The sequence below is a fragment of the Chitinimonas sp. JJ19 genome (assembly GCF_036961565.1).
Classification (GTDB): domain Bacteria; phylum Pseudomonadota; class Gammaproteobacteria; order Burkholderiales; family Chitinimonadaceae; genus Chitinimonas.
On the sequence record NZ_JBAMDD010000004.1, the window covers coordinates 155,045 to 179,163 of the forward strand.

The 24,119-nt window shown below is 60.3% G+C and carries 23 protein-coding genes; 15 read left to right on the forward strand and 8 right to left on the reverse strand.

Annotated elements, in window-relative coordinates; translation table 11 throughout:
- Nucleotides 1-26: 26 nt before the first annotated feature.
- The 4 genes from V7714_RS06760 to V7714_RS06775 form a co-directional block, all read right to left on the reverse strand.
- A complete protein-coding gene (locus tag V7714_RS06760) occupies nucleotides 27-743 on the reverse strand; it encodes a chemotaxis protein CheB (RefSeq protein WP_335709033.1) in 717 nt (238 codons plus the stop codon).
- Nucleotides 740-2,428: an ATP-binding SpoIIE family protein phosphatase gene (locus V7714_RS06765; RefSeq protein WP_335709034.1), complete on the reverse strand. Its 1,689-nt coding sequence runs from the start codon at nucleotides 2,426-2,428 to the stop codon at nucleotides 740-742. The genes V7714_RS06760 and V7714_RS06765 overlap by 4 nt, the downstream gene beginning before the upstream one ends.
- Before the next feature lie 19 nt (nucleotides 2,429-2,447).
- Nucleotides 2,448-2,753 carry an STAS domain-containing protein gene (locus tag V7714_RS06770; protein ID WP_284197616.1) on the reverse strand — a complete coding sequence of 102 codons (306 nt, stop codon included), beginning with the start codon at nucleotides 2,751-2,753 and terminating at the stop codon, nucleotides 2,448-2,450.
- A gap of 74 nt (nucleotides 2,754-2,827) precedes the next feature.
- A complete protein-coding gene (locus V7714_RS06775) occupies nucleotides 2,828-4,009 on the reverse strand; it encodes a sensor histidine kinase (RefSeq protein WP_290331842.1) in 1,182 nt (393 codons plus the stop codon).
- Nucleotides 4,010-4,276: 267 nt separating this feature from the next.
- On the opposite strand from V7714_RS06775, the gene V7714_RS06780 reads away from it, so the two are divergent.
- The 6 genes from V7714_RS06780 (at nucleotide 4,277) to V7714_RS06805 (ending at nucleotide 10,754) form a co-directional block, all read left to right on the forward strand.
- On the forward strand, nucleotides 4,277-5,236 hold the full coding sequence (locus V7714_RS06780; RefSeq protein WP_290331843.1) for a chemotaxis protein: 960 nt from the start codon (nucleotides 4,277-4,279) through the stop codon (nucleotides 5,234-5,236).
- A gap of 32 nt (nucleotides 5,237-5,268) precedes the next feature.
- Nucleotides 5,269-6,204, forward strand: a complete 936-nt coding sequence (locus V7714_RS06785) for a chemotaxis protein (protein WP_284197619.1) — start codon at nucleotides 5,269-5,271, stop codon at nucleotides 6,202-6,204.
- 57 nt (nucleotides 6,205-6,261) lie between these two features.
- Nucleotides 6,262-6,651, forward strand: a complete 390-nt coding sequence (gene cheY / locus V7714_RS06790) for a chemotaxis response regulator CheY (protein ID WP_284197620.1) — start codon at nucleotides 6,262-6,264, stop codon at nucleotides 6,649-6,651.
- A gap of 14 nt (nucleotides 6,652-6,665) precedes the next feature.
- On the forward strand, nucleotides 6,666-7,466 hold the full coding sequence (cheZ, locus tag V7714_RS06795; protein WP_335709035.1) for a protein phosphatase CheZ: 801 nt from the start codon (nucleotides 6,666-6,668) through the stop codon (nucleotides 7,464-7,466).
- Between the two features lie 26 nt (nucleotides 7,467-7,492).
- A complete protein-coding gene (locus V7714_RS06800) occupies nucleotides 7,493-9,448 on the forward strand; it encodes a chemotaxis protein CheA (RefSeq protein ID WP_335709036.1) in 1,956 nt (651 codons plus the stop codon).
- Nucleotides 9,449-9,536: 88 nt separating this feature from the next.
- On the forward strand, nucleotides 9,537-10,754 hold the full coding sequence (locus V7714_RS06805) for an EAL and HDOD domain-containing protein (RefSeq protein WP_284197623.1): 1,218 nt from the start codon (nucleotides 9,537-9,539) through the stop codon (nucleotides 10,752-10,754).
- A gap of 106 nt (nucleotides 10,755-10,860) precedes the next feature.
- On the opposite strand, the gene dut is transcribed toward V7714_RS06805, so the two are convergent.
- Nucleotides 10,861-11,313, reverse strand: a complete 453-nt coding sequence (gene dut / locus V7714_RS06810; RefSeq protein ID WP_290331846.1) for a dUTP diphosphatase — start codon at nucleotides 11,311-11,313, stop codon at nucleotides 10,861-10,863.
- Complete coding sequence (gene coaBC, locus V7714_RS06815; protein WP_335709037.1) at nucleotides 11,310-12,503, reverse strand: bifunctional phosphopantothenoylcysteine decarboxylase/phosphopantothenate--cysteine ligase CoaBC; 1,194 nt, start codon at nucleotides 12,501-12,503, stop codon at nucleotides 11,310-11,312. Before coaBC ends, dut begins: the two co-directional genes overlap by 4 nt.
- A gap of 86 nt (nucleotides 12,504-12,589) precedes the next feature.
- On the opposite strand from coaBC, the gene radC reads away from it, so the two are divergent.
- The 8 genes from radC (at nucleotide 12,590) to V7714_RS06855 (ending at nucleotide 20,507) form a co-directional block, all read left to right on the forward strand.
- The gene (radC, locus tag V7714_RS06820) at nucleotides 12,590-13,264 is read left to right on the forward strand and encodes a RadC family protein (protein ID WP_284197626.1); all 675 of its coding nucleotides are present in this window, start codon (nucleotides 12,590-12,592) and stop codon (nucleotides 13,262-13,264) included.
- Between the two features lie 100 nt (nucleotides 13,265-13,364).
- Entirely contained in the window at nucleotides 13,365-14,378 is a 1,014-nt protein-coding gene (locus tag V7714_RS06825; RefSeq protein WP_335709038.1) for a hypothetical protein, read from the forward strand.
- A 186-nt stretch (nucleotides 14,379-14,564) separates the two neighbouring features.
- Nucleotides 14,565-15,803: a branched-chain amino acid ABC transporter substrate-binding protein gene (locus V7714_RS06830; protein WP_335709039.1), complete on the forward strand. Its 1,239-nt coding sequence runs from the start codon at nucleotides 14,565-14,567 to the stop codon at nucleotides 15,801-15,803.
- 191 nt (nucleotides 15,804-15,994) lie between these two features.
- On the forward strand, nucleotides 15,995-16,924 hold the full coding sequence (locus V7714_RS06835; RefSeq protein ID WP_284197629.1) for a branched-chain amino acid ABC transporter permease: 930 nt from the start codon (nucleotides 15,995-15,997) through the stop codon (nucleotides 16,922-16,924).
- A 16-nt stretch (nucleotides 16,925-16,940) separates the two neighbouring features.
- A complete protein-coding gene (locus tag V7714_RS06840; RefSeq protein ID WP_335709040.1) occupies nucleotides 16,941-18,083 on the forward strand; it encodes an ABC transporter permease subunit in 1,143 nt (380 codons plus the stop codon).
- Entirely contained in the window at nucleotides 18,076-18,861 is a 786-nt protein-coding gene (locus V7714_RS06845; protein WP_335709041.1) for an ABC transporter ATP-binding protein, read from the forward strand. The genes V7714_RS06840 and V7714_RS06845 overlap by 8 nt, the downstream gene beginning before the upstream one ends.
- 17 nt (nucleotides 18,862-18,878) lie before the next feature.
- The gene (locus V7714_RS06850; RefSeq protein ID WP_284197631.1) at nucleotides 18,879-19,601 is read left to right on the forward strand and encodes an ABC transporter ATP-binding protein; all 723 of its coding nucleotides are present in this window, start codon (nucleotides 18,879-18,881) and stop codon (nucleotides 19,599-19,601) included.
- Nucleotides 19,602-19,730: 129 nt separating this feature from the next.
- Nucleotides 19,731-20,507 (forward strand): competence/damage-inducible protein A, encoded by a 777-nt coding sequence (locus V7714_RS06855; protein ID WP_335709042.1) that lies wholly within the window; start codon nucleotides 19,731-19,733, stop codon nucleotides 20,505-20,507.
- A 9-nt stretch (nucleotides 20,508-20,516) separates the two neighbouring features.
- Here the strand turns inward: V7714_RS06855 and V7714_RS06860 are convergent, their stop codons facing one another.
- Nucleotides 20,517-21,407, reverse strand: coding sequence for an ATP-grasp domain-containing protein (locus V7714_RS06860; RefSeq protein WP_335709043.1), 891 nt, complete (start codon nucleotides 21,405-21,407; stop codon nucleotides 20,517-20,519).
- The gene (nudC, locus tag V7714_RS06865; protein ID WP_335709044.1) at nucleotides 21,407-22,219 is read right to left on the reverse strand and encodes an NAD(+) diphosphatase; all 813 of its coding nucleotides are present in this window, start codon (nucleotides 22,217-22,219) and stop codon (nucleotides 21,407-21,409) included. Before nudC ends, V7714_RS06860 begins: the two co-directional genes overlap by 1 nt.
- A gap of 106 nt (nucleotides 22,220-22,325) precedes the next feature.
- Between nudC and V7714_RS06870 the strand changes: the two genes are divergently transcribed.
- Nucleotides 22,326-24,026: a methyl-accepting chemotaxis protein gene (locus tag V7714_RS06870; RefSeq protein WP_335709045.1), complete on the forward strand. Its 1,701-nt coding sequence runs from the start codon at nucleotides 22,326-22,328 to the stop codon at nucleotides 24,024-24,026.
- The last annotated feature ends 93 nt before the right edge of the window (nucleotides 24,027-24,119 follow it).

Sequence of the window (24,119 nt, forward strand, 5' to 3'; positions counted from 1 at the left end):
GCGTGTAAAGGGTTATGCGGCCGAGCTTACACGGCACCCGGCGCTTTGGGGAGCGCTGTGCGCAGGCACGCCTGCAGGCGGCCAGGCAATTCGTCCAGTGGCACCACCTCGTCCACCCCCCCCAGGGCGATGGCTTCCTTGGGCATGCCGAATACCACACAGCTGGCTTCGTCCTGGGCGAAATTGTAGGCACCGGCCCGCTTCATCTCCAGCATGCCCTGGGCACCATCACGCCCCATGCCCGTCAGTATCACGCCCAAGGCATAGCGCCCAGCATGGTTGGCGGCGGAGCGGAACAGCACATCGACCGATGGCCGATGCCGGTTGACGGGATGTGCCTTGGACAACTCACAGACATAGTGCCCGCCGGATAAGCCCAACATCAGGTGAGAATGCCCCGGCGCAATATAGACATGACCGGGCAAGACGACTTCGCCTTGCTCAGCCTCCTTGACGTGCAGGGCACACAGGCTGTCCAGCCGCGCCGCAAACGGCGCGGTAAACATCTCGGGCATATGCTGTGCCACCAGCACAGCAGGCATGTTCTCGGGCAAAGGCTGCAGAAAATGCTTGAGGGCCTCGGTGCCGCCGGTAGAGGCGCCGACGATCACTACGCGCTCAGCAGGGCCGCGTACCGGCTTATCGAACAAGGGCAGCACCACATCGGCACTGTGGCTAGGGGGTATTTCCAGGCCACCTTGGGCCTGCTCGGTAGAGCGCTTGCCGTGATCGTGTGCGCTCATAAGGCTTGTCGCGTCAGGTAGCAGGCCTCAACCGTATTGCCGTTGCCGAAGAAACGCAGCGAGGCGCACAGCGCATTCACCAGTGCAATGCCACGCCCACTGGGCCGCAAGGTATCCGGCGCCTCCTGCCAACTCCAATCAAAGCCCGCCCCGCTATCCGCCACGCGTATCCTCAACATGGTTCGGCCGCCCAGATCGTAGCCGGCCAGCTCTATCTCTACCCGGCCTTCGCGCAACGCGACCAGACGACGCGCACGCTCCGCCAGGTAGACCTCCATGCCGTCAGTACCCTCCTTGATGGCGGACGACAATTCCAGCAGGCCATGATCCACCGCGTTGACAAACAACTCGGTGAGAATCAGGAAGATATCCGCATGTGCCTGGGTCAGCGGTTTGACCTGGCTGATAAAGCCCATGATCAACGGCACGGTATGCAGCGTCTTGAGTTCCTCGGCACCGAGCGACAACACATAACGCCAGCGAGCCTCGCCGGCAATCTGCGGCAACTCGCCCACCTCCACATGCTCGGGCAGCGGCAGCACAGCATCCGGATCCAGATCGACTATGGCCAGCGATACATCGTCATGGCAGCTGGCGCCACCAAGGAAGTCGGACAGCATGTCGACCGTCCGCGTCAGCGCCTCAGCCGCAGGGCGGCCGCCGCAGGCTAACCCCAGCCGGATCACGCCAAAGGCCTCACCGACTTCATTGCGCGCCTCCAGCAGGCCATCAGAGCAGAGCACCAGATTGGCCCGGCGATTGAACTGGTAGCGTTCGGTTTCCAACTCCAGCGCATCAATGGGCAGGATACCCAGCGGCAGATGACGGGAAGGCCAGCGCTTCAGCACGCCTCCCCGGTCGTCATACAGCTGCAACTCAGGGATGCCGCCATTCCATACTTCGATGGTGCGCTTGACGAAATCAACCGCCACGAAGGCCACTGCCACGAATCGGCCCACCGGCAGGACCTGTCGCACCTTGCGGTGCATTTCCATCAGGATATCGGTCAGCGCAAACCCGCGCTCGGTCATGGCATAGAAGGGCTGGGTCAGTGGCAGCACATTCAGCGCCGCCGTCAGCCCATGCCCTATGCCGTCAGCCAGCATCAGATGCAATACCTGACCAGGCGTACGTGCAGCCGCCACCAGATCGCCCGAAAGGCTCTCGGCTGGCGCAATCCAGCTATGCAATTGCGGGTCGGACAAGCGTTCGCGATTGACCAGCTGCTCCATCAAATGCCGGGCAACCCGTTTTTCCTCTTCCGCACGGTCGAAATAGCCTGCCAGTTTCTCGGCTTGCTCACGTACCTTGCGATTCAGCTCAACGGTCCGCTCTATGGCCTTGATCTTGGCTTCCAGAATACGGAAATTAACAGGCTTGAGCAGGTAATCGTCGGCGCCGATCTCCATGGCATCGGCCAGCTTGGTCACTTCTTCCACCGCCGTAATCAGCACGATGGGCACCCAGCGTGCCGACATGCGCTGCTTGATCTGGCGCCCAGCCTCAGGGCCATCAAGCCGTGGCATCAGCATGTCCATCAACACCATGTCGGGTTGCTCGGCCATGCATTGCTCGACCGCCTCGATGCCATCGTTGGCCAGGATCAATTGATGACCCAGCGACTCAACAAAGCGACCGATCAGCAGCCGGACAACTTCAGCGTCATCTGCCAGCAGGACTTTCATGGCTAGGCGGGCTCAACCTTTAGCGGATGGTGAAAATCTTGCCGAAGCAAGCGATCTCCAGTACCTGGCGCACGGTATCCCGACAATTGACCAGGGCCAGCGTCTTACCTGCCGCAGCTGCCTTCTCCTTCAGCAGCAGCAGCATGCCCAGGGCAGAACTATCGAGGTAGTCAACCTGCTGGAAATCCACCAGCACCTCATTTACCCCGGCAGCGCCCAGCACTTCATCGCAGGCTTGTCGAAAATCGCGGTGGGCGCTGAAGTCAAATTGACCTGAGAGCAGCAAGCGGCCGGTTTGGCCGTCAATTTCAACGATGGCAGTCATGATGATTTCGTTTTTCCTAATTAATCAGGACGAATTGAATAATAGATGGACTATGTCGTTATCACGATAGGGAGCTAATGCGCGACTGGCAACAGAATCGTGAATCGTGCACCCTCGCCCGGCGCCGAAACCACATCGATCTCCCCACCCAGTGCGGTCACCAGATTGCGCACGATCGCCAGACCCAGGCCTGTGCCTTCCTTGCGGGTGGTGAAGAAAGGCTCAAACAAGCGTTCGCGCACTGCCTCGGCCATGCCACACCCCTGATCCGCCACCTCCAGGCGCCACGCCACGCCCTGCTGCTGCAAGGCCAGCGCAATTTCCTGGCCCGGCCCGGTGGCTTGCAGCGCGTTCTCCAGCAGGTTGATCAAGGCCCCGGTCAGTTCCTTGCGGTTGGCCCTGACCCAAGCAGGCCCTGCTGGCAGGCTAAGCTGCCACACACGATCCTGCCCAGCATCCTGGGGCTGCACAGTCTGTATGGCCTCCTCTGCCACAGCCACTAAATCTACCTGCTCAAACTCCGCCTGCTGTCCACGTACAAACAGCAGCATATTTTGTATCAGCGTTTCGAGGTAGCGTAGTCGAGCCAGCGATTTCTCGCCAAACTTGATCCGATCCGCCTCCCCCAGCTGAGGTCGCGCCAGGTTGGCTGTATACAACAATGCCGTCGCCAAGGGCGTGCGCAACTGATGTGCCAGCCCTGCCGCCATCTCACCCATGGAGGCCAGGCGCTTATGCTGTTCCAGTTGCCGGCGCAGGCGCCAGCTTTCGCTGACATCATGCACCAGCAAGATACGCTCGCCGCCTGGCAACTGGCTGGTCACGATGCTGAGGCGCTTCTCCACGCCGTCGGGCAGCAGCAACTGCCACTCATTGACTACCGATGTCGCCACCAGCTCGGGCTCGATGGCTTCATGCCAGTCCAGCCCAATCAAAGCCGCGCCAAATATGGCAGAGGCGGCCGGATTGGCCGTCAGCACCTGGTTATCCCCATCCAGCTCCACCACCCCACCAGGCAAGGCCGCCAGCAGCGTCTCCAGCCGGCTCGACAAGGCGGCTTTCTCCTCGAACTGTTGGCGCAAGGCACCGTTGGCCACAGCCAACTCCTGGGTCAGCGAACCCACCTGCTGCTCCAGCTCCTGATAGGACTCGACCAACTGGCGGGATGCCTCGTTGAACAGGCTGAATGCCTGCTCCAGTTCAGCACGGTCTATCTTGTCGCCGCCCGCAGTGGCATCGACTGGTTTTGCTTCCAATGTGAGCGTCCTTGTTGAGCGTATTGTTTTGGATTATAAAAATTTCGACAAAGTCGTGCTGAAAACCGCACTCAGCTTGCAATCTGGGCCATGGAGGGCGATAAATAAAACGAAGCTGCCCCTCAGGATTGCGCCAGTACAAGGAAGTGCATGCGCAATTCAGGGTAAGGTAGAATATTCGAAGTGACTGATGTTTGCCGGTATCCCATGCCACTGCGCATGCTTGCAACGTCACAGCCTCCCCAACATTACCGCGGAGCCGCAACCGTGTCCGACTTGCTCAAGAAAATCGACGCGCGCACCAAACTCGCCGGCACCAACAAGCTAGAAATCCTGCTGTTCACGCTGGGTATGGATACACGTTCGGGCCGGCGTGAAAACTTCGGCATCAATGTATTCAAGGTGCGCGAAGTGATGCGCACTCCCGAAATCACCCAGGCACCCGAGATGCCTCCTGCGGTGGAGGGCATGGTCAGCCTGCGCGGCAACCTGATACCCGTTATTGATCTTGCCAGCTACGTGGGCGTCAAGACCGACAGCAAACCCGACATCATGATCGTGTCTGAGTACAACGGTCACACCCAGGGCTTTCTGGTCGAAGCCGTGGACACCATCCTGCGGCTGGACTGGTCGCAGATGCGGGTGCCGCCTGAAATGCTCAACAACAATCTGCGCGGCCTGGTGACCGCCGTTACCGAGCTCGATAGCGGCAAGCTGGTAATGATGCTGGACGTGGAGAAAGTCCTAGCCGAAACCAATCAACTGGACGATTCCGCCGAATTCAAGACTATCCGGCCGGTCAGCGACCTGGTTGGCAAGACGGTGTTCTATGCCGATGATTCGGCCATTGCCCGCAAGCAGATACAACGCACCCTGGATGCGCTCGAACTCAACTATGTTGAAGCCATCAATGGCAAACGGGCCTGGGACGAGCTGCAACGCATTGCGGCGCAGGCAGAAGTGCTGGGCAAGCCGGTCAGGGATTTCGTGCATATGATACTGACCGATGTGGAAATGCCTGAGATGGATGGCTACATGCTGACCAAGACGGTCAAGGGAGATCCCCGCTTTGCCGGCATACCCATCCTGATGCATTCTTCCCTGTCGGGGATGTCGAACCAGAAGCTGGGGCAGTCGGTTGGCGTTGATGCCTATGTCGCCAAGTTCGAGCCGCACAAGTTGACGGAAGCGATCACCACCATGTTGCGTAACGCCGCCCAGCACTGAGCCACAGATAGATCTGCGTACAAGGGAAAGCCATGTCCAACGCAAACTCCACCCTGCTCGACAGCGTCGATGCCCGCACCAAGCTGGCGGGCTCGAACAAGATGGAAATCCTGTTGTTCTCGCTGGGTACCCGCGAGACCTTCGGGATCAACGTCTTCAAGGTCAGGGAAGTCTCGCAGACCCCCAAGATCACCAAGACACCGAATATGCCGGTAGGCGTGGAAGGTGTGATTTCACTACGTGGCAATATTATCCCGGTCATATCCTTGGCCAAATTCGTCTGCCCCAATGATCCGGACGCGCAGAACGAAGAAACCATGATCGTCACCGAGTTCTCCAAGCACACCCAGGGCTTTCTGGTGCGCTCGGTGGACCGCATCATCCGGGTGGACTGGAACAAGGTGCGCGCACCGGAAACCATGCTGGCCGGCAACCAGGCGCTGATCACCGCAATTACCGAACTCGACGATGGCAAGCTGGTATCGATACTGGACGTCGAACAGATACTGGCCAGTGTCATCGGTGAAACCTTTGTGCCGGATATTCCCTCGGTCAGCGTGGACCAGGAAAAATTCATGTTCTTTGTGGACGACTCGGTGGTTGCCCGCAAAGAGATCGTCAGCGTGCTCGACAAGATCAGCGTCAAGTACCAGCAAGCCAACAATGGCGCCGAGGCCTGGGACAAGTTGCAGAACATTGCCACCCGTTACCAGCACGACAGCCAACCCCTGAGCCACCATCTCAAGCTGATTCTGGTCGATGCCGAAATGCCGGAGATGGACGGCTATGTGCTGACCAAGCACATCAAATCCGATACCCGTTTCCAGGGTATTCCGGTCGTCATGCATTCCTCGCTGTCATCCAATGCCAACCGGGCCATGGGCAGCAGCGTGGGCGTTGACGCCTACGTCGCCAAATTCGATCCTTTCGTATTGGCGGAAACCATTTCTCCTTTCCTGCAAAGCTGAACTACACCGTAACGCGGTTAACCGCACGCCCGTACGCGGGGTCTCTCGGAGCAAGACATGACGGACAAGAACATTCGATTTCTGGTGGTTGACGACTTTTCCACGATGCGCCGCATCGTTCGTAACCTGCTCAAGGAGCTGGGCTTCAGCAACGTCGAAGAGGCCGAAGATGGCCAGGTCGCGCTGCACAAGCTCAAGTCCACCACTTTCGATTTCGTCGTTTCCGACTGGAACATGCCGAACATGACGGGTATCGAACTGTTGAAGGCTGTGCGTGCCGATCCAACACTCAAGCACCTGCCCTTTTTGATGATCACCGCCGAGGCGAAGAAGGAGAACATCGTCGAGGCGGCGCAGGCAGGCGCCAGTGGCTATATCGTCAAGCCGTTCACGGCAGCTACGCTTGACGAAAAACTCGGCAAGATCTTCCAGACCCTCAACAAATAAGACGGGAGTCCAACGTGAGCGATAAAGCCATCAACAGCGGTGACTCCGACGAACTGCAAGCCTTGTTCGATAGCATCGTCAATGCCAATCAACCCGATGAGGCCCCTGCTCCGGCAGCCGCCGCGCCTGCGCCCGAACCCGTTGCCGAGACACCGTCCCCAGCAGCCCCCATGGCCGCCATGAACATGGACGACCCGGCCCGCTCGATGTTTGCCAGCATCGGCCAGCTGACCCGCAAGGTGCACGACGCCCTGCGCGAGATGGGCTACGACAAGTCGCTGGAAAAGGCCGCTGCCGCCATCCCCGATGCGCGTGACCGTCTGTCCTATGTTGCCACCCTGACCGAACAAGCCGCCAACCGCACCCTGAATGCCGTTGATGTGGCCCAGCCGCTGCAGGACAAGATCGAGGCCGACTCCGAAGCCCTGGCCAGCGAGTGGGACAAGCTGTACGCCAATCAATTGTCGGTCGAGGAATTCAAGCAACTGGCGGCGCGCACCCGCGAACACCTGAAGACATCTGCCGCCAATGCCCGCGCCACCAACTCGCAGTTGCTCGAGATCATGATGGCGCAGGATTTCCAGGATTTGACCGGCCAGGTCATCAAGAAGATCGTGGAAATGGCCAAGGAGATGGAAGGCAGCCTGTTCGAGTTCCTGGTGCAGTTCTCGCCGGCCGGTACGGGCAAACCCCTGCCCATAGGCGAAGTCGATGCCAGCCTGGAGAACGGCCCGGTCTACAATGCAGATGGCCGTACCGATGTTGTTACCAACCAGGAACAGGTGGATGACCTGCTTGCCAGCCTGGGCTTCTGATCTGGTCTAGCCAAAAGGATGATGCCATGAGTGATTTTTCGGGCATGGAAGACCTGCTGCAGGATTTCCTCACGGAAGCCTCCGAGCTGCTTTCCGACGTGGACAACAAGCTGGTCGAGCTGGAGAAGCGGCCCGATGACAAGAACCTCCTGAACGTCATCTTCCGGGGCTTTCATACCATCAAGGGCGGTGCGGGCTTCCTGAATGTCGACGCTCTGGTCAACTTGTGCCATCGCACCGAGAACCTGTTCGACAAACTCCGTAACGGCGAACTCAAGCTGACGCCCGAGCTGATGGATGCCATTCTTGCTGCCACCGGTGTGGTGCGCGATATGTTCGGCTCGCTGTCGCAATCACGGCCACCAGCACCAGCGGATGCCGCCTTGCTGACCCAGCTGGACGACGCGCTGGAAGGCCGACTGCCCAGTGCAGCCGCCCCCGCCCCGGCACCCGCTCCAGCTGCTCCACCGGCAGCAGCACCTGTTGCAGCCCCTGCCAGCCAGGGCAACGAGCCCGATTGGGTGATGCTGCATGCAGCCATCACCGGCACCCCCATGCCCGCAGCCAAACCGGCCAGTGCGCCGGTTCCCGCCGCACCGGCCGCAGCACCGGCACCCGTGGTATCGGCCGCATCGCTGCCAGCTGCCCCCGTATCCGTCCCCGCCGTCACCACGCCTGCCGCACCGGCCATGGGGCTCAAGCCTGCGGCGCCCGCGCCGGCATCCAAGCCGCAACCCGCCGCCCAGCAACTGGCTGCTCAGGAAACCACCATCCGGATCGATACCAACCGGTTGGATCAGGTACTCAACCTGTCGGGCGAAATCGGCCTGACCAAGAACCGCCTGACCACCCTGCGTACCGACATACTCAACGGCAAGACCGACACCACTACCCTGAAGGCACTGGATGAGGCCATAGGCCAGCTGGATCTTCTGGTCAGCGACCTGCAGAACGCGGTCATGAAGACCCGCATGCAGCCCATAGGCCGGCTGTTCCAGAAATACCCCCGCCTGGCGCGTGACCTGGCCCGGCAACTGGGCAAGGATGTGGAGCTGGTCATCAGTGGCGAGGAAACCGAACTCGACAAGACCATGCTGGAGGATCTCAACGATCCCCTGGTTCACTTGGTACGCAATGCCGTGGACCACGGCGTCGAAACCATAGAAGAGCGCATTGCCGCTGGCAAGCCGCCCAAGAGCATCGTGCAGCTGTCGGCCACCCAGGTGGGTGACCATATCCTGATCGAGATCGTCGATGACGGTAAGGGCATGCGTGCCGACTTCCTACGCCGCAAGGCCGTGGAGAAAGGCCTGATCGACCTGGAAACCGCCAATAGCCTAGATGACAAGCAGGCGCTGCAACTGGTCTTCATGCCAGGCTTCTCCACCAAGGATCAGATCTCCAGCGTATCGGGCCGTGGCGTGGGCATGGATGTGGTCAAGACCAATATCCAGAAGCTCAATGGCCGCATCGATATCCACTCCGTGGTGGGAGAAGGCACCCGCTTCGCCATCTCCCTGCCGCTTACCCTGGCCATACTGCCTGTACTGGTGGTCAAGGTCTGCGACCAGCCCTTTGGCGTACCCCTGGCCATGGTGCGAGAAATCATCCCCATCCGCTCCGAGCAGGTTCAGGAGGTCTCCGGCCGCGCCACCATCGTGGTGCGCGATGAGATCCTCTCGGTACGTTCGCTGGCACGGCTGCTTGGCTGGCAGGAAACCCAAACGCCGCAGTTCGGTGTATTGATGCAATCCGGCGAGAATAGCTTCATCCTGGCCATAGACAGCTTCATCGGTCGCGATGACGTGGTAATTAAACCGCTGCAGAACATACGCCCACGTGGTGTTGCCGGTGCTACCTTGTCCGGCGATGGTTCAGTCGTACTGGTACTTGATATGGAAGACCTGCTTGAAGACAACCAGTCTGATCAGTCTGCCATCAAGACGTCGCAATTCCTGGAAATGCTGTCGAACAAGGCCTGAAGCCAAATTGCCAAGGGGGTCGGCGGTCTGCATAATGAAGGCCGCCGTATAGAATCCATCCGACTGCTTCCGCCTACCGCGAGTCACTATGCAGAACAACGCCTTTATCGGCCGTCAGCCCATACTTAACCGCCAGCAGCAGATCATAGGTTATGAGTTGCTGTTTCGACTGGATCAGTCCTCCCTGACGGCGGACTTCTCCAGCGACATGCAGGCCGGCACCAATATTCTGGTCAACACCCTGTCCAATATGGGCGCGGATTGGCTGGTAGGTAGCAAGCTGGCCTTCGTCAACGTCGCCACCTCCATGCTGGAGAGCAACTTCCTCGAGTTGCTGCATCCGCAGCGTGTGGTGCTGGAGATCGTCGAGTCGGTCAATGCCACCCCCGAGTTGCTGGCACGCGCCAAGGAACTACGCGCCCAGGGCTTCGGTATTGCGCTGGACGACTTTACCTATACCCCGCAGACGGCCCCCTTCCTCGAGTTTGCCAACTATGTGAAGCTCGATATCCAGCAACTGGGCCTGGAGAACGTAAAGAGCCTGTCCAAGGAGCTGCGCAAGTTCCCTGTGCTGCAGGTGGCGGAAAAGGTCGAGACCAAGGACGAGTTCAAGTTCTGCCTGGATGTGGGCATGGACTGCTTCCAGGGTTATTACTTCGCCCACCCCGAGACGCTCTCGGCCAAGGTGATCAACCCGGCCTACGCCAATATCCTTACCCTGCTCAACATGCTGCGCAACAACGCCGAGATCACCGAGATCGAGAATGCGTTGAAGCGTGATGTGGCCCTGTCGTTCAAGCTGCTGCGCTATATCAATTCGGCGGGTTTTGGCCTCTCCTGCGAGATCCACTCCTTCCGCCACGCCGTCACCATACTGGGCTACCAAAAGCTATATCGCTGGCTCACCCTGTTGCTGGTTACCGCCAGCTCCGACGCCGGCACCCCGCCAGCACTGATGAAAACCGCCGTCACCCGTGGCAGGCTGGTCGAGTTGCTGGGCAGCCACATGCTGGACGGAACCGATCGCGATAATCTGTTCATTGTTGGCGTGTTCTCGCTGCTGGACGTGATGCTGGACATGCCCATGGAGAAGATCCTCGAAACCTTGCTGCTGCCGGATGCCGTCTCTGACGCACTGCTTAGCCGCACCGGTATCTATGGTCCCTTCCTGGAGCTGGCCGAAGCCTGCGAAGACCCTGAGATGGCCGATGTGCCGCGTTTGTGTGAGCACTTGCAGCTGACCCCGGAAATGCTCAACAAGGCCCATGTTTCGGCCTTGGCTTGGGTAGAAGAACTGGGTGTCTAAGCACCCGCCAAGCGGCAAAAGCAAGATCGCAGCAAAAAGCCACCATGCAGGTGGCTTTTTGTTTTTCTGTACTACCGCAGTACAGGCTAGGCCTGCTACTGCACGGTTAGTGCTTGCCGGTACTACCGAAGCCGCCCTCACCCCGATCGCTGGCGGGGAACTCGTCCACGATATTGAAACCGACCTGCACAACCGGCACCACGACCAGTTGGGCAATACGCTCCATGGGCTGGATCACAAAAGGCTCGTTGCCACGATTCCAGACCGAAACAAAGATCTGTCCCTGGTAATCTGAATCGATCAGCCCCACCAGGTTACCCAACACGATGCCATGCTTATGCCCCAGGCCAGAACGCGGCAATATCATGGCGGCGAGGTGGTGATCGGCCAGGTGGATGGCCATTCCGGTAGGTACCAGCTTGGTGGCACCCGGCTGCAAATCCAATGGCGCTTCCAGGCAGGCACGCAGGTCTAGCCCGGCTGAGCCACCGGTGGCATAAGCCGGTGGGTGCTCTTTCAGGCGGTCATCCAGCAAACGTACGTCGATCTGTTTTTTCATGGCTTATGGTACTCATGGTAAAGCTTGGCAGTGTGTTGCACGATGGCACGGGCAATCTCCTGCTTGGGGGCACGCGGCAGCTTGTGCTGGCCGTGGTCGTCAAGCAGAAAGACTTCATTGTCGTCAGCCCCTATGGCTGACTGCACCTGGTTGGCCACCAGCAAAGGCAGTTTCTTGCGTCGGCGTTTCTGTTCGCCATACTCCAGCAGGTTTTCACTCTCAGCGGCGAATCCCACACAGAATGGTGGATCAGCCAAACCAGCCACATTGGCCAGGATATCGGGATTGGGTGCCAGCTCCAGGGTCAGGATATGGGCATCCTTCTTGATCTTCTGCTCGGATGGATTCAGCACATAGTAGTCGGCCACCGCCGCCACACTGATAAAGATATCAGTCTTGCTGACTGCCGCATTGACGGCAGCCAGCATGTCCTTGCTGCTTTCCACGTCCAAGCGCCGTGCACCCACCGGGGTTTTCAGCGATGTGGGGCCGGCAACCAGCGTCACTTCGGCACCGGCCTCCAAGGCCGCTCGGGCAATGGCAAAACCCATCTTGCCTGAGCTGGAATTGGTAATGCCTCGCACCGCATCGATACGCTCAAAGGTCGGCCCAGCAGTAATCAGTACCTTCTTGCCCTTCAGGTATTTGGGCTGGAAAGCAGCCTCAACCAACTCAAACAGGGCTTCTGGCTCCAGCATGCGGCCAAAACCCGTTTCACCGCAGGCCTGGTCACCCTCATCCGGCCCCAACACCAGCACGCCATCTTGCCGTAGCTGCTGCACATTGCGTTGGTTGGGTGGGTTCTCCCACATCTGCCGGTTCATGGCAGGCGCCACCAACAGGGGGCAATCCCGGGCAGTGCACAGGGTAGACAGCAAATCATCGGCCGCGCCATGGGCCAGCTTGAACATAAAGTCGGCTGAAGCAGGCGCCACCAGTATCAGATCTGCCTCTCGACCCAGATCGATATGGGCCATATGGTTATCGACCCGGCTATCCCACAGATCGGTAAACACGGGCCGGCCTGACAAGGCCTGAAAAGTGGCCGGCGCCACAAAGCGGGTGGCCGCCTCGGTCATCACCACCTGGACATCATGCCCAGCCTTGACAAACAGCCGTGTCAGCTCCGCCGCCTTATAGGCAGCCACACCACCGGTCACACCCAGCAAAACACGCTTGGGGCGGTTCATGCTTGCTGCTCTCGCATCAGAATTCCTTTACAAATAAGCCTGCTCAGCCCGAAAGTGTAAAGCATCCCTCTCGCCCACCCAAACCCATGCCGATAACCGACTGGCCCACCGACGAACGCCCCCGCGAAAAACTGCTGCAACATGGCGCCAGCAGCCTGTCCGATGCCGAGCTGCTGGCCATCTTCCTGCGGGTAGGCATACCAGGCAAGAATGCGGTGGACCTGGCGCGCGAGCTGCTGCAGCACTTTGGTTCGCTCACCGAACTGTTTGACGCCAGCCTGACCGAGCTCTGCCGCATCCCCGGCATGGGCGCTGCCAAGTACAGCCAGTTGCAAGCCATACTGGAAATGAGTCGCCGCGCCCTGGGAGAGCAACTGAGCCGCCCCCAGGCCTTCAGCCAACCTGCAGCGGTGCGCGACTACCTGCGCCTGTGGCTGGGCGGAGAAGACCGCGAATGCTTCGGCGCACTTTTTCTGGATACCCAGCATGGCCTGATCAGCGCCGAGGTGTTGTTTCGCGGCACGCTGGACCAGGCCAGCGTCCACCCACGCGAGATCGCGCGGCGCGCACTGCAATTGAATGCCGGTGCATTGATCATTGCCCACAACCATCCCTCGGGCGTCAGCCAGCCCAGCGAAGCCGATCTGCACCTGACACGCACCGTCAAGCAGGCCTTGTCACTGCTTGATATACGGCTGCTCGATCATTTCGTGGTAACCCGGCACGGCAGCCATTCGCTGGCGGAACACGGCCAGATGTAAGAGCCTGTTCGCCAGGATATCCTTGCGTATCATCAAGTTATCCTGTGCCTTGCCGATATCCTGGCATAAAGCCGTTGACAGGCGGCCAGGAGAAAACAAGATGAAAATCGAGCAATCGCAGGTCCAGCTTGCTGGCCAGCGCGAGGCTGCGCGCCGGCAAACCGTAGAGACGCGCATCAACACCAGCTTCCGCCCTGCCCCACCGCCCCCACAGGAAAGCGTTGCCCTCTCCAGCCAGGGTGTCACTACCCAGGCGGCCGACACGGGCTACAACCTACGCTTGGCACTGGAGAGCAACCCACTCTGGCCGCTGGTGCGCCAGTTGGTCAAACACCTCACCGGCCGCGACCTGGAAACCGAGAATGTTGTGCCTGCGCAACGCAACATCGGCGCAACGACCAGTGGCGAGGCCAGCGCCATACCCGCCGGCCCAGCGCAGGCCGAGTGGCGTATCGACTATCACTACCGGGAAGTGCTGGAAGAAAGCGAATACACCCGCTTTACCGCTGGCGGCCGCGTCACCACGGCAGACGGCCAGGAGATTGCCTTCAGTGCCGCACTGGACCTCAGCCGCTACTACCGCGAAGAGCGCGAGTTCAGCCTCACCGCCGCATCGCCCGGCATGAAGAAAGACCCACTGGTCATCAACTATGCCGCCGCCACCGCCAGCCTGGGCAACGATAAAGTCGCCTTTGATCTGGATGCTGACGGCCAGCTCGATACCATGTCCTTTCTGGGCCAGGGCAGTGGTTTTCTGGCACTGGATGCCAACCAGGATGGCACCATCAACGATGGTAGCGAGCTGTTTGGCGCACTGAGCGGCAATGGTTTCGCTGATCTGGCCCAGCACGATCAGGATGGCAATGGCTGGATAGACGAAAATGATGGCGTCTGGGCGCAACTCAAGCTATGGACACGGGATGCCGACGGTGTAACCCACCTGACCGATCTCAAGAGCCTGGGTATCGGCGCGCTCTACCTGGACAACGCACAAACCGATTTTTCCCTGACAGATCAACAGAATATAGAACATGGACAGATACGGCGCTCTGGCATCTATCTGTCCGAGACCGGCAAGGTCGGGACCATGCAGCAACTAGACCTGGTGGTATGAGTTAGGGATTACCCGCAAAGCCTTGGTACAAGCCAAATTCGCGGTTTTACGACAGGGCTTATCCCACGTTGACAAGCGCAAAAGTTGGAGCGCAATATTCCGCACGCATTTTGGCTCGTTGTCGGATTGCGCATACAGTGCAGTTCCTAATTTCGGAATACCGCGTTTGTCAAAAGGGGAACATTCATGACCTTGGCTCGTTACAGCCTGATCGCCACCGCCGTACTGGCACTCGCCGCTTGCGGCAAACAAGAAGAAGCGCCGGCACCTGATGCAGCTGGTGCACCCGCCGCTGCCGCACCCGCCGGCGACGAAGTGATCAAGATCGGTCACGCAGCACCGCTGACCGGTAACATCGCCCACCTGGGCAAGGACAATGAAAACGGTGTCCGCCTCGCCATCGAAGAACTGAACGCCGAAGGCGTTGAGATCGGCGGCAAGAAGGTCAAGTTCGAGATGATCTCGGAAGATGACCAGGCTGACCCCAAGACCGCTACCACCGTGGCCCAGCGTTTTGTGGATGCCAAGGTTGCCGGCGTGATCGGTCACCTGAACTCGGGCACCACCATCCCGTCCTCCAAGCTGTATTCCGATGCCGGCATCCCGCAGATTTCGCCATCTGCCACCAACCCGCAATACACGCTGCAAGGCTTCAAGACTGCCTACCGCGTGATCGCCAACGACGTCGCCCAAGGCGGCGCGCTGGGTGAGTTTGCTGCCACCAACCTGAAGGCCAAGAAGGTCGCCATCATTGACGACCGTACCGCCTACGGCCAAGGTCTGGCAGACGAATTCGAGAAGGCCGCCAAGGCCAAGGGCGTGGAAGTGGTGGGTCGTGAGTTCACCACCAACCAGGCCACCGATTTCATGGCCATTCTGACCACCATCAAGGGCAAGAAGCCTGACGTGATCTTCTACGGCGGCATGGACGCCCAGGCAGGCCCGCTGACCCAGCAGCTGAAGAAGCTGGGCATTGCCGCCAAGGTGATGGGTGGCGACGGCTTCCAGACCGGCGAATACATCAAGCTGGCTGGCGACAACGCCGAAGGTCAGTTTGCTTCGCAGCCTGGCATGCCCAAGGACAAGATGCCTGGCTTCGCCGACTTCGATAAGAAGTACAAGGCCAAGTTCAACACCGACATCCAGATCTACGCACCGTTCACCTACGATGCAACCCGCCTGATGGTGGAAGCCATGAAGCGTGCTGGCTCGGCCGACCCGGCCAAGTACCTGCCCGAACTGGCCAAGACCGATTACCAAGGCGTGACCGGCCCCATCAAGTTCGACGAGAAGGGTGATATCGTCGGCGGCCAGGTAACCGTGTACCAGGTCAAGGCTGGCAAGTGGGAAGCAGTGGCCACCGTGGGCAGCCCAGCTGCCGCACCGGCAGCCGCAGCAGCGCCTGCTGAGCAACCTAAGCAGTAAGGTTGTTACAACAAAGGCGGCGTCGAAAGACGCCGCCTTTTTCACTTCCGGTTTTCCCCAACTACAACTGTAGTCATACCCCAGTCACAATCAGGCCCGCCTCAATATAATAATTCTGAGGCACACGGGGTTTCGTTTGCCTACCCGGCACGATTCGCTTTCCCTCACGCAACAAGACGAGGAGTCAACGCGTGGACATTTTCATCCAGCAACTTATCAACGGCCTGGTAGTCGGCAGCATCTATGCGCTGATCGCTCTGGGCTACACCATGGTCTACGGCATCCTGCAGCTCATCAACTTCGCCCATGGCGAAATCGTGATGATGGGCGCCATGATCACCATCTCGGCTGTCAGCATCCTCTCGGGTAGCGGCGTCAACCTGCCAGGGCCACTGCTGGTCGTGGCCGGCTTACTGGTCTCCATACCCATTACCATGCTGCTGGGCTTCACCATCGAGCGGGTAGCCTACCGACCGTTGCGTAAAGCACCACGCCTGGCCCCCCTGATCACCGCCATCGGTATCTCCATCGTGCTGCAACAGGTTGCAGTGCTGATCTGGAAGAACAACCCCCGTTCCTTCCCCGATCTGCTGCCCCATGCCTCGCACGACTTCATGGGCGCCGTGATTACCGATCTGCAGATACTCATCGTTGTACTGGCCCTGGTTGTCATGGGTGGCCTGCTCATCATGGTCGAGAAGACCAAGTTGGGTCGTGCCATGCGCGCAGTATCCATGAATCAGTCGGTTGCCAGCTTGATGGGCGTCAATATCAACTACGTTATCTCCATGACTTTCGTCATCGGCTCGGCGCTCGGTGCTGTGGCCGGCGTGATGGTTGGCGCCAACTATGGCCTGGCCTACCCCACCATGGGCTTCATGATAGGCCTGAAGGCCTTCACCGCAGCCGTGCTGGGTGGTATCGGCAACCTGGCTGGCGCAGTCGCTGGCGGCCTCCTGCTGGGCATTATCGAAAGCGTTGGCGCTGGTTACCTGGGCCCGATTACCGGTGGTGTGCTGGGTAGCCACTATCAGGACATCTTTGCCTTCATGGTGCTGATCCTGGTGCTGGTATTCCGCCCCAGCGGCCTGCTGGGCGAACGTGTCGCCGAACGCGCCTGATCGGGAGAGAGAGAACATGCTAGCCAACATCAAACAATCCAAGCCAGCGGCCTACGCCGGCATGGCGATCTTCGCCGTGGTACTGGCGGTGCTGCCGTTTGTCATGGGCGCCACCCTGGGCAATACCTGGGTGCGTAACCTCGACCTCGCCATGCTCTACATCATGCTGGCGCTGGGTCTTAACATCGTGGTGGGCTATGCCGGCCTGCTGGACCTGGGCTACATCGCCTTTTACGCTGTGGGGGCCTATGTCTATGCCCTGCTGAACTCGCCACACCTGGTGCCCATGCTATCGGGCACGGGCTTCGAGTGGCTGCTGCACATGCCTTTGCTGGTGGTGTTACCGCTGGCGGCGCTGTTGGCGGGCATATTCGGTGTGCTGCTAGGTTCACCCACACTGAAACTGCGTGGTGACTACCTGGCCATCGTGACCCTGGGTTTTGGCGAAATCGTCCGCCTGTTCATGAACAACCTGGATCGCCCCATCAACATCACCAACGGCCCGCAAGGCGTGAACCTGATCGAACCCGTGTCGCTGTTCGGCCACAAGTTCTCCCAGGCCATCACCGTGTTCGGCATCGAGTTCCGCAGCGTCCACCTCTACTACTACCTGTTCCTGGCACTGGCGCTGTTGATCATCGTGGTCTCCATCCGCCTGCAAAGCTCGCGTATCGGCCGTGCCTGGGTAGCCATACGGGAAGACGAAATTGCGGCACAGGCCATGGGTATCAACACCCGTAACGTCAAGCTGCTGGCCTTCGCCATGGGCGCCAGCTTTGGCGGTGTCTCCGGCGCCATGTTTGCCAGCTTCCAGGGCTTTGTGTCCCCCGAGAGCTTCATCCTGATGGAGTCCATCGTGGTGCTGGCCATGGTGGTGCTGGGCGGCATGGGGCACATCCCCGGCGTCATCCTGGGTGCGGTACTGCTGTTCCTCACCCCCGAGGTACTGCGTGATGTGGTCAACCCCCTGCAGGACAAACTGCTGGGCGAGCGCCTGGTCAACCCCGAGAACCTCCGCATGCTGCTGTTCGGCATTGCCCTGATCTTCGTCATGCTGGTACGTCCGGAAGGTCTGTGGCCTTCCAAGCAACGCAAGGCAGAGTTCCACGAGGATGATGACCCGGCCAAGGGTGCAGAGAAGGAGGCCGCTCATGGCTAATCAAGCAAATGGCGAAGTCCTGCTGGAGATTTCCGGCATACACAAGCGCTTTGGCGGCCTGCATGCCCTCAGCGATGTGGCGCTGTCCATCAACAAGGGCGAAATCTATGGCCTGATCGGCCCCAATGGCGCCGGCAAGACCACGCTGTTCAACGTGTTGACCGGTCTGTACCAACCCGACGAAGGCAAGTTCACCTTCAAGGGCATAGACCTGTTCCGCAAGAAGCCCAATGTGGTGGTGGAAAGCGGCATCGCCCGGACCTTCCAGAACATCCGTCTGTTCCACAACATGACGGCCCTGGAGAACGTCATGGTCGGGCGCCATGTCCGTACCCGTGCCAACGTGCTGGGTGCGGTCTTCCGCGATCCCAAGACCCGCGCCGAAGAGGCTGCCATCCACGAACGGGCGACCTCACTGCTCGACTACGTGGGGATACGCAAGCACGGCGGTGAGTTTGCAAAGAATCTGTCCTATGGCGACCAGCGCCGGCTGGAAATCGCCCGCGCGCTGGCAACCGACCCCCAGTTGCTGGCGCTGGACGAGCCCGCTGCCGGCATGAACCCCAAGGAAACCGACGACCTGAAGAAGCTCATGGAAAAGATCCGCAACGATGGCGTCACCATCCTGCTGATCGAACATGACGTGAAGCTGATGATGGGCTTGTGCGACCGTATTGCCGTACTGGACTACGGCAAGAAGATTGCCGAAGGCGTACCTGAAGAGGTCAAGAACAACCCGCGCGTGATCGAGGCTTACCTCGGCGCGTCGCCGGACTGAGCGGGTAAGGACATAGCATGAGCGAACAGAAAACACTGCTGGAAGTAAAAGGCCTGCAGGTTGCCTATGGCGGCATCCAGGCCGTCAAAGGCATAGACCTGGAGATCAAGCAGGGCGAGCTGGTGGCCTTGATCGGCGCCAACGGCGCCGGCAAGACCACCACCCTCAAGACCCTGGTGGGCATGGTCAAGCCGGCTGCCGGCACCATCATCTACAACGGCGAGGACAGCACCCGCATACCGGTGCATCACTATGTCTCCCGTGGCCTGGCCATGGTGCCGGAAGGCCGTGGCATCTTCCCCCGTCTGACGGTGGAGGAAAACCTGTGGATGGGTGCCTATTACCGTAACGACAAGGCCGAGATCCTGATGGATCTGGAGCGGGTCTACGGCCTGTTTCCCCGCCTGAAGGAACGCTACAAGCAGTTGGCCGGTACGCTGTCCGGCGGTGAACAGCAAATGGTGGCCATGGGCCGTGCCATTCTCAGCCGCCCCAAGCTGCTGCTGCTGGACGAGCCCTCCATGGGCCTCGCCCCCATCATCGTGCAGAAGATCTTTGAGATCATCCGGCAGATTGCCAGCGAAGGCGTGACCATGCTGCTGGTGGAACAGAACGCCAAGCTGGCGCTCAAGACCGCCAATCGTGGCTATGTGATGGAAAGCGGCCGTATCACCTACGCCGACAGCGCCGATGCCCTGCTGGCCAATGAAAAGGTACAGCACGCCTATCTGGGCGAGTAAGCTCGCCGTACCGAGTCATGCAGCCCGTTCGGCCCGCCCCTAGGCGGGCCGTTTTCATCGTGCCATGATGGCAGGGCACCTTGGCCCTGGCAGGGTCGCCAGTACCTATCGACAAGGAGTCTCCCCAGCATGCCCCAGCAATTTGGCGTGATCATTGTCGGCGACGAAATCCTCGCCGGCCGGCGCGAAGACAAGCATTTGCGCTTTGCCACCCAGGAACTGAGCAACCGCGGCCTACAGCTCGCCTGGGCCCGCTACATCGGCGACGATCCAGCCGCACAGACCGCGCTCTATCGCGAGACGCTGGCGGGCGACTGTATCGTCTTCAGCTTTGGTGGTATCGGCGCCACGCCCGATGACCACAGCAGGCAGGCTGCCGCAGCAGCAGCGGGCGTCCCCCTGGTACAGCACCCGGAAGCGACCTCGCTGATTACCGAACGCTTTGGCGAAGCAGCCTACTCCAATCGTATCCGCATGGCGCAGCTACCCGACGGCTGCCTGCTGATCCCCAACCCCATCAACCAGATCGCCGGCTTCAGCCTGGCCCGGCACTATTTCGTACCGGGCTTTCCCGAGATGGCCCACCCCATGGTGCGCTGGGTGCTGGATCAGCACTATCGCCACCTGGGCATTGCAGAAGAACGCGCCAGCCTGATCGTGCCCGACGCCAAGGAGGGTGACCTGATCGATCTGATGGAGGACCTGCTGGCGCGCCATCCGGATATCAGGCTTTCCTGCCTGCCCAGCTACGGCAACGCCCGCCACAGCGGCCTGCATATCGAGTTCACCCTGAGCGGCCGCCCAGGCTTGGCCGGCCCGGCCGCTGAGTGGCTGTCACAAGCCCTGCGGACGCAAGGCTACCAACCCGGCCCGGTTAGCCTGAGCCAGCCACCAGCAACCGCATAGCAGTTCCAGCTAATTGGCCAATCGCCGGGCAATGGCCGCCGCCAGTGCATCAGCCGCAGGGGGATGGAAGCGCAGGAACAACTCCGGCTCTATCAGCTCCAGTTCCATCAGGCGGCAGCCTGCTGCTGTCACCACGAAATCCACCCTGGCATAGGCCGGCAGGCTTGGGCAGGCAGCAACGGCGGCTTCGGCAAAGTCCACCTCAGCCCTGCTCGGCACATAGGGCTGAACCGTGCCCCCATGGTCGTCCTGCACCCGAAAATCCCCCGCCTTGGGCGATTTGCGTATGGCGTGGGTGTAACGGCCATCCATCACCATCAGCGACACCTCGCCCAGTGCAAGTATCTCAGGCTGGAATGGCTGCAGCAGCATGCCCTCGGCAGCCACACAGGCCGCAAAGACAGCTTGCAGCGCCTGCAGCTCCGGGCCAGTGGCACGGTAGGTCAATCGGGCACTGCCAGACACGGCCGGCTTGAACACCACGGCATCCCAGCCCTGCTCTGCCGCCAGCTGCGCCAGACTGGCCGTTTCTCCCCGTGCCACGAAACGGGTAGGCACGATCGCCACACCAGCCTGTGCCAGATCGGCCAGGTAGTGCTTGTCGATATTCCAGCGCAGCAGTGGCAAAGGGTTAAGCAGCATGGTCTGGCCGTCGGCACCCGCCAGCCAGGACGAAAAGGCATCGTAACGATGGAAATAGTCCCAGGTAGAACGCAGCACCGCACAGCGAGTCTGGCGCCAGTCCACCTGGCCATCAGCCCAGTCTGCGCGCTGGCACTGCAGGCCCAGCGCGGCCAGCGCCGTTGCCAGCAAGCGCTCTTCATGGTGTATCTGGCTGACATACCAGTCATCAGGCTGTGCCGCCAGATAGGGGCCAGCCGTCACCAGCGTCACGTCCATCAGCCCGCCTTCCCTTGCATGGCGGCCACCGTATCGCGTATCAGGTGTCCCGCTATGCTGAAACGCGGCGGTATGCCCGGCAGGCCGTCCAGCGGAAACCAGGCAGCATGCTCTATCTCCCCGGCCTGTGGCACGATTTCGCCCCCTACCCAGCGCGCGGTAAAGGCCAGCATAAAGCTATGGGGAAAAGGCCAGCTCTGGCTGCCGTAATAGCGTAGATCGCTGACCTGCAGACCCACCTCCTCCTCCACTTCACGCACCACGCACTCCTCCAGTGTTTCGCCCGGCTCCACAAAGCCCGCGAGCGCGCTGTAAATGCCCGGTGTAAACCCCGGCGAGCGCGCCAGCAACAGCTCACCCTCCCGCCACACCAAGGCCATCATGGCAGGGCTCAGGCGGGGGTAGGCCAGTTGGCCGCAACTAGGGCAGACGCGCGCCCGCTCGCCAGGCTTGTGCTCGGTTGGCGTGGCGCAGGCGCCACAGTAGCGGTGAGTCCTGTCCCACTCCACGATCTGTGCCGCACGTACTGCCAGGCTGAGCAACGCTGCCGGCATCTGCATCATGGCTGCGCGCAAGGCCATGGGCTGCCAGCCGTCCGGCACATCCAGCAGGGTGATGGCCCAGCAATCCAGGCCATCCAGCCTGCCCAGATAGTGCCGGCTACTCGCCGCCGGTTCGAAATCCAGTACAGGCACCGGTGCCAACGCCGCCCCCTCGACTGCGGGCAGCAATAATTTGCCCGCCACAAAGAACAGGCGCCAGGCCAGCGGGCTTGGGGTATCCAGCAGTTGCACAGCAGGAGAAAACATCATAACTAGAGTCAGGAAGCGGGGAAGTGACGCAGTATAGCTGCCAGGATATCGGCTATCGCTTATAGTTTCCTCATAAAAAAGCCGAGTCAACGCGGAGAACAAGCCGATGCGCAAGCCACTGAAATGGACCTTCAAGCTCCCCCACCTACCTGCCGCCAAGCCCGGGGGCTGGTCGCTGCGCAACCGCTCTCTCAAGTTCAAGCTGCTGGCCATCTTCTTTGTCGCCAACTTCATCACCGGCGCGCTCTATACCGGCTACGCCTACTACCTCAAGTCGCAGACCGTACTGGCCGGCATCGATGGCAAGTTGGTCGCCGCAGCCAGCGCAGCGCCCGATCTGGTGGGCGACAGCTATATCTCACGCGGTAGTTCGGCGGGCGGGATATCCGATACCGAATACACCCGGGTAGGCGAGAAGCTGAGACAGCTGGCCGACAAGGTAGGCCTGAGCTACCTGTATTTTGTTGGCAGCAGCGACGGCAAGCTGGTTTACCTGGCCGACGGCTTCAGCGCCGAGGACAAGAAAAAGGACACCTACCACAAGCACTTTGCCAGCTTCACCAGCGCCCCCCAGGCCGCCAAGGCCGCCCTGAGCCAGGGCAAGGAGAGCTATGCCGACTATGACGCCAATGGCCCCCTGCGGGCGGTCCTGGTGCCCTTCAAGACAGAGAGCGGCAAGGTCTATCTGATCGGCGCCGATGTCAGGGTAGACCATGTCGGCAAGGAACTGGCCACCACCTTCCTCTACTCGGTTGCCATTGGTGCCCTGGGCTTCATCCTGGGCATGCTGGTGTCGTACCTGCTGGTAGGCATCATCGTCAGGCGGGTACAGGCCATCAGCCAGACCATCGATACCATCGCCCGCGACAAGAACCTCACCCTGCATGTCGATGCCAGCCATGGCGATGAGCTGGGCCATATCGCCCGCAATCTCAACGAACTGATGGCCAGCTTCCGGCAGGCACTGGGCGAAGCCAAGTCAGCCTCAGGCGGCAATGCGCGCATCTCCACCGAGTTTGTCGAACAGACTGCCGCCATTTCCAGCGACACCATACAAGCCGCCGAGGGCCTGGACGTGGTTACCCATCGCGCCGACGAGATCGCCAGCGTCACCGCCCAGTCGGCCGAGCGTGCCAATAGCCTGCGGGCCGAGATAGGCAAGGTGGAAGCCAAGCTGGGCAACGCCCGCCAGCAAATCGACACCATGACTGGCCAGATCGAAGCCGGCGCCCAGGCCAATCGTGAGTTCACCGGTGCCTTCAAGACACTGTCGGGCAATGTCCGCGAGATCACCGGCATACTTCGCACCATTGCCGATATTTCTGAGCAGACCAATCTGCTGGCGCTGAATGCGGCCATCGAAGCCGCCCGTGCCGGTGAAATGGGCCGTGGCTTTGCCGTTGTGGCGGATGAAGTACGCAAGCTCGCAGGGCAAACCAAGGAGACCCTGGGCAAGACCAACGAGATGGTCAGCCGCATCCTGTCCACCATCGAAGCCACCAGCAAGCAGGTTGACGATCAGGCACGCCAGATAGATGGCCTGGTGGCCGCCTCCGGTACGGTAGATGCCGCTATCGCCAGCACAGCCGAGCTGATGTCCCAGACCAGCGGGGTGGTCGGTGAAAGCGCCCAGGACGCCGATGCCGCCCGGCAATCGGTCGATGCCATACGGGAGGCGCTGCTGGCGCTGAACGCCACCATGCAGGCCAATCGCGACAAGGCCGAGGGCATGGGCGAGGCAGCGCGCCAGTTGGGTGAGACCTCACAGCAGCTCGATGGCACGCTGGCAGTATTCCGCACCGAATAAGCCTCTCTGTCACACGCCTGGCAGCGCTAATGCCAGACAGCAAAACGGCGACCTAATGTCGCCGTTTTGTTTTCTGTGCAAGCCGCCCAACAC

What these genes read in the sequence shown, in the direction of transcription:
- V7714_RS06800 (WP_335709036.1), top strand. Translation starts at nt 7,493, where the DNA reads ATGAGTGATTTTTCGGGCATGGAAGACCTGCTGCAGGATTTCCTCACG.
- V7714_RS06770 (WP_284197616.1), bottom strand. Translation starts at nt 2,753, where the DNA reads ATGACTGCCATCGTTGAAATTGACGGCCAAACCGGCCGCTTGCTGCTC.
- V7714_RS06805 (WP_284197623.1), top strand. Translation starts at nt 9,537, where the DNA reads ATGCAGAACAACGCCTTTATCGGCCGTCAGCCCATACTTAACCGCCAG.
- cheY (WP_284197620.1), top strand. Translation starts at nt 6,262, where the DNA reads ATGACGGACAAGAACATTCGATTTCTGGTGGTTGACGACTTTTCCACG.
- V7714_RS06825 (WP_335709038.1), top strand. Translation starts at nt 13,365, where the DNA reads ATGAAAATCGAGCAATCGCAGGTCCAGCTTGCTGGCCAGCGCGAGGCT.
- V7714_RS06760 (WP_335709033.1), bottom strand. Translation starts at nt 743, where the DNA reads ATGAGCGCACACGATCACGGCAAGCGCTCTACCGAGCAGGCCCAAGGT.
- V7714_RS06855 (WP_335709042.1), top strand. Translation starts at nt 19,731, where the DNA reads ATGCCCCAGCAATTTGGCGTGATCATTGTCGGCGACGAAATCCTCGCC.
- V7714_RS06765 (WP_335709034.1), bottom strand. Translation starts at nt 2,428, where the DNA reads ATGAAAGTCCTGCTGGCAGATGACGCTGAAGTTGTCCGGCTGCTGATC.
- V7714_RS06845 (WP_335709041.1), top strand. Translation starts at nt 18,076, where the DNA reads ATGGCTAATCAAGCAAATGGCGAAGTCCTGCTGGAGATTTCCGGCATA.
- nudC (WP_335709044.1), bottom strand. Translation starts at nt 22,219, where the DNA reads ATGATGTTTTCTCCTGCTGTGCAACTGCTGGATACCCCAAGCCCGCTG.
- V7714_RS06870 (WP_335709045.1), top strand. Translation starts at nt 22,326, where the DNA reads ATGCGCAAGCCACTGAAATGGACCTTCAAGCTCCCCCACCTACCTGCC.
- dut (WP_290331846.1), bottom strand. Translation starts at nt 11,313, where the DNA reads ATGAAAAAACAGATCGACGTACGTTTGCTGGATGACCGCCTGAAAGAG.
- V7714_RS06840 (WP_335709040.1), top strand. Translation starts at nt 16,941, where the DNA reads ATGCTAGCCAACATCAAACAATCCAAGCCAGCGGCCTACGCCGGCATG.
- V7714_RS06850 (WP_284197631.1), top strand. Translation starts at nt 18,879, where the DNA reads ATGAGCGAACAGAAAACACTGCTGGAAGTAAAAGGCCTGCAGGTTGCC.
- radC (WP_284197626.1), top strand. Translation starts at nt 12,590, where the DNA reads ATGCCGATAACCGACTGGCCCACCGACGAACGCCCCCGCGAAAAACTG.
- V7714_RS06860 (WP_335709043.1), bottom strand. Translation starts at nt 21,407, where the DNA reads ATGGACGTGACGCTGGTGACGGCTGGCCCCTATCTGGCGGCACAGCCT.
- V7714_RS06830 (WP_335709039.1), top strand. Translation starts at nt 14,565, where the DNA reads ATGACCTTGGCTCGTTACAGCCTGATCGCCACCGCCGTACTGGCACTC.
- V7714_RS06785 (WP_284197619.1), top strand. Translation starts at nt 5,269, where the DNA reads ATGTCCAACGCAAACTCCACCCTGCTCGACAGCGTCGATGCCCGCACC.
- coaBC (WP_335709037.1), bottom strand. Translation starts at nt 12,503, where the DNA reads ATGAACCGCCCCAAGCGTGTTTTGCTGGGTGTGACCGGTGGTGTGGCT.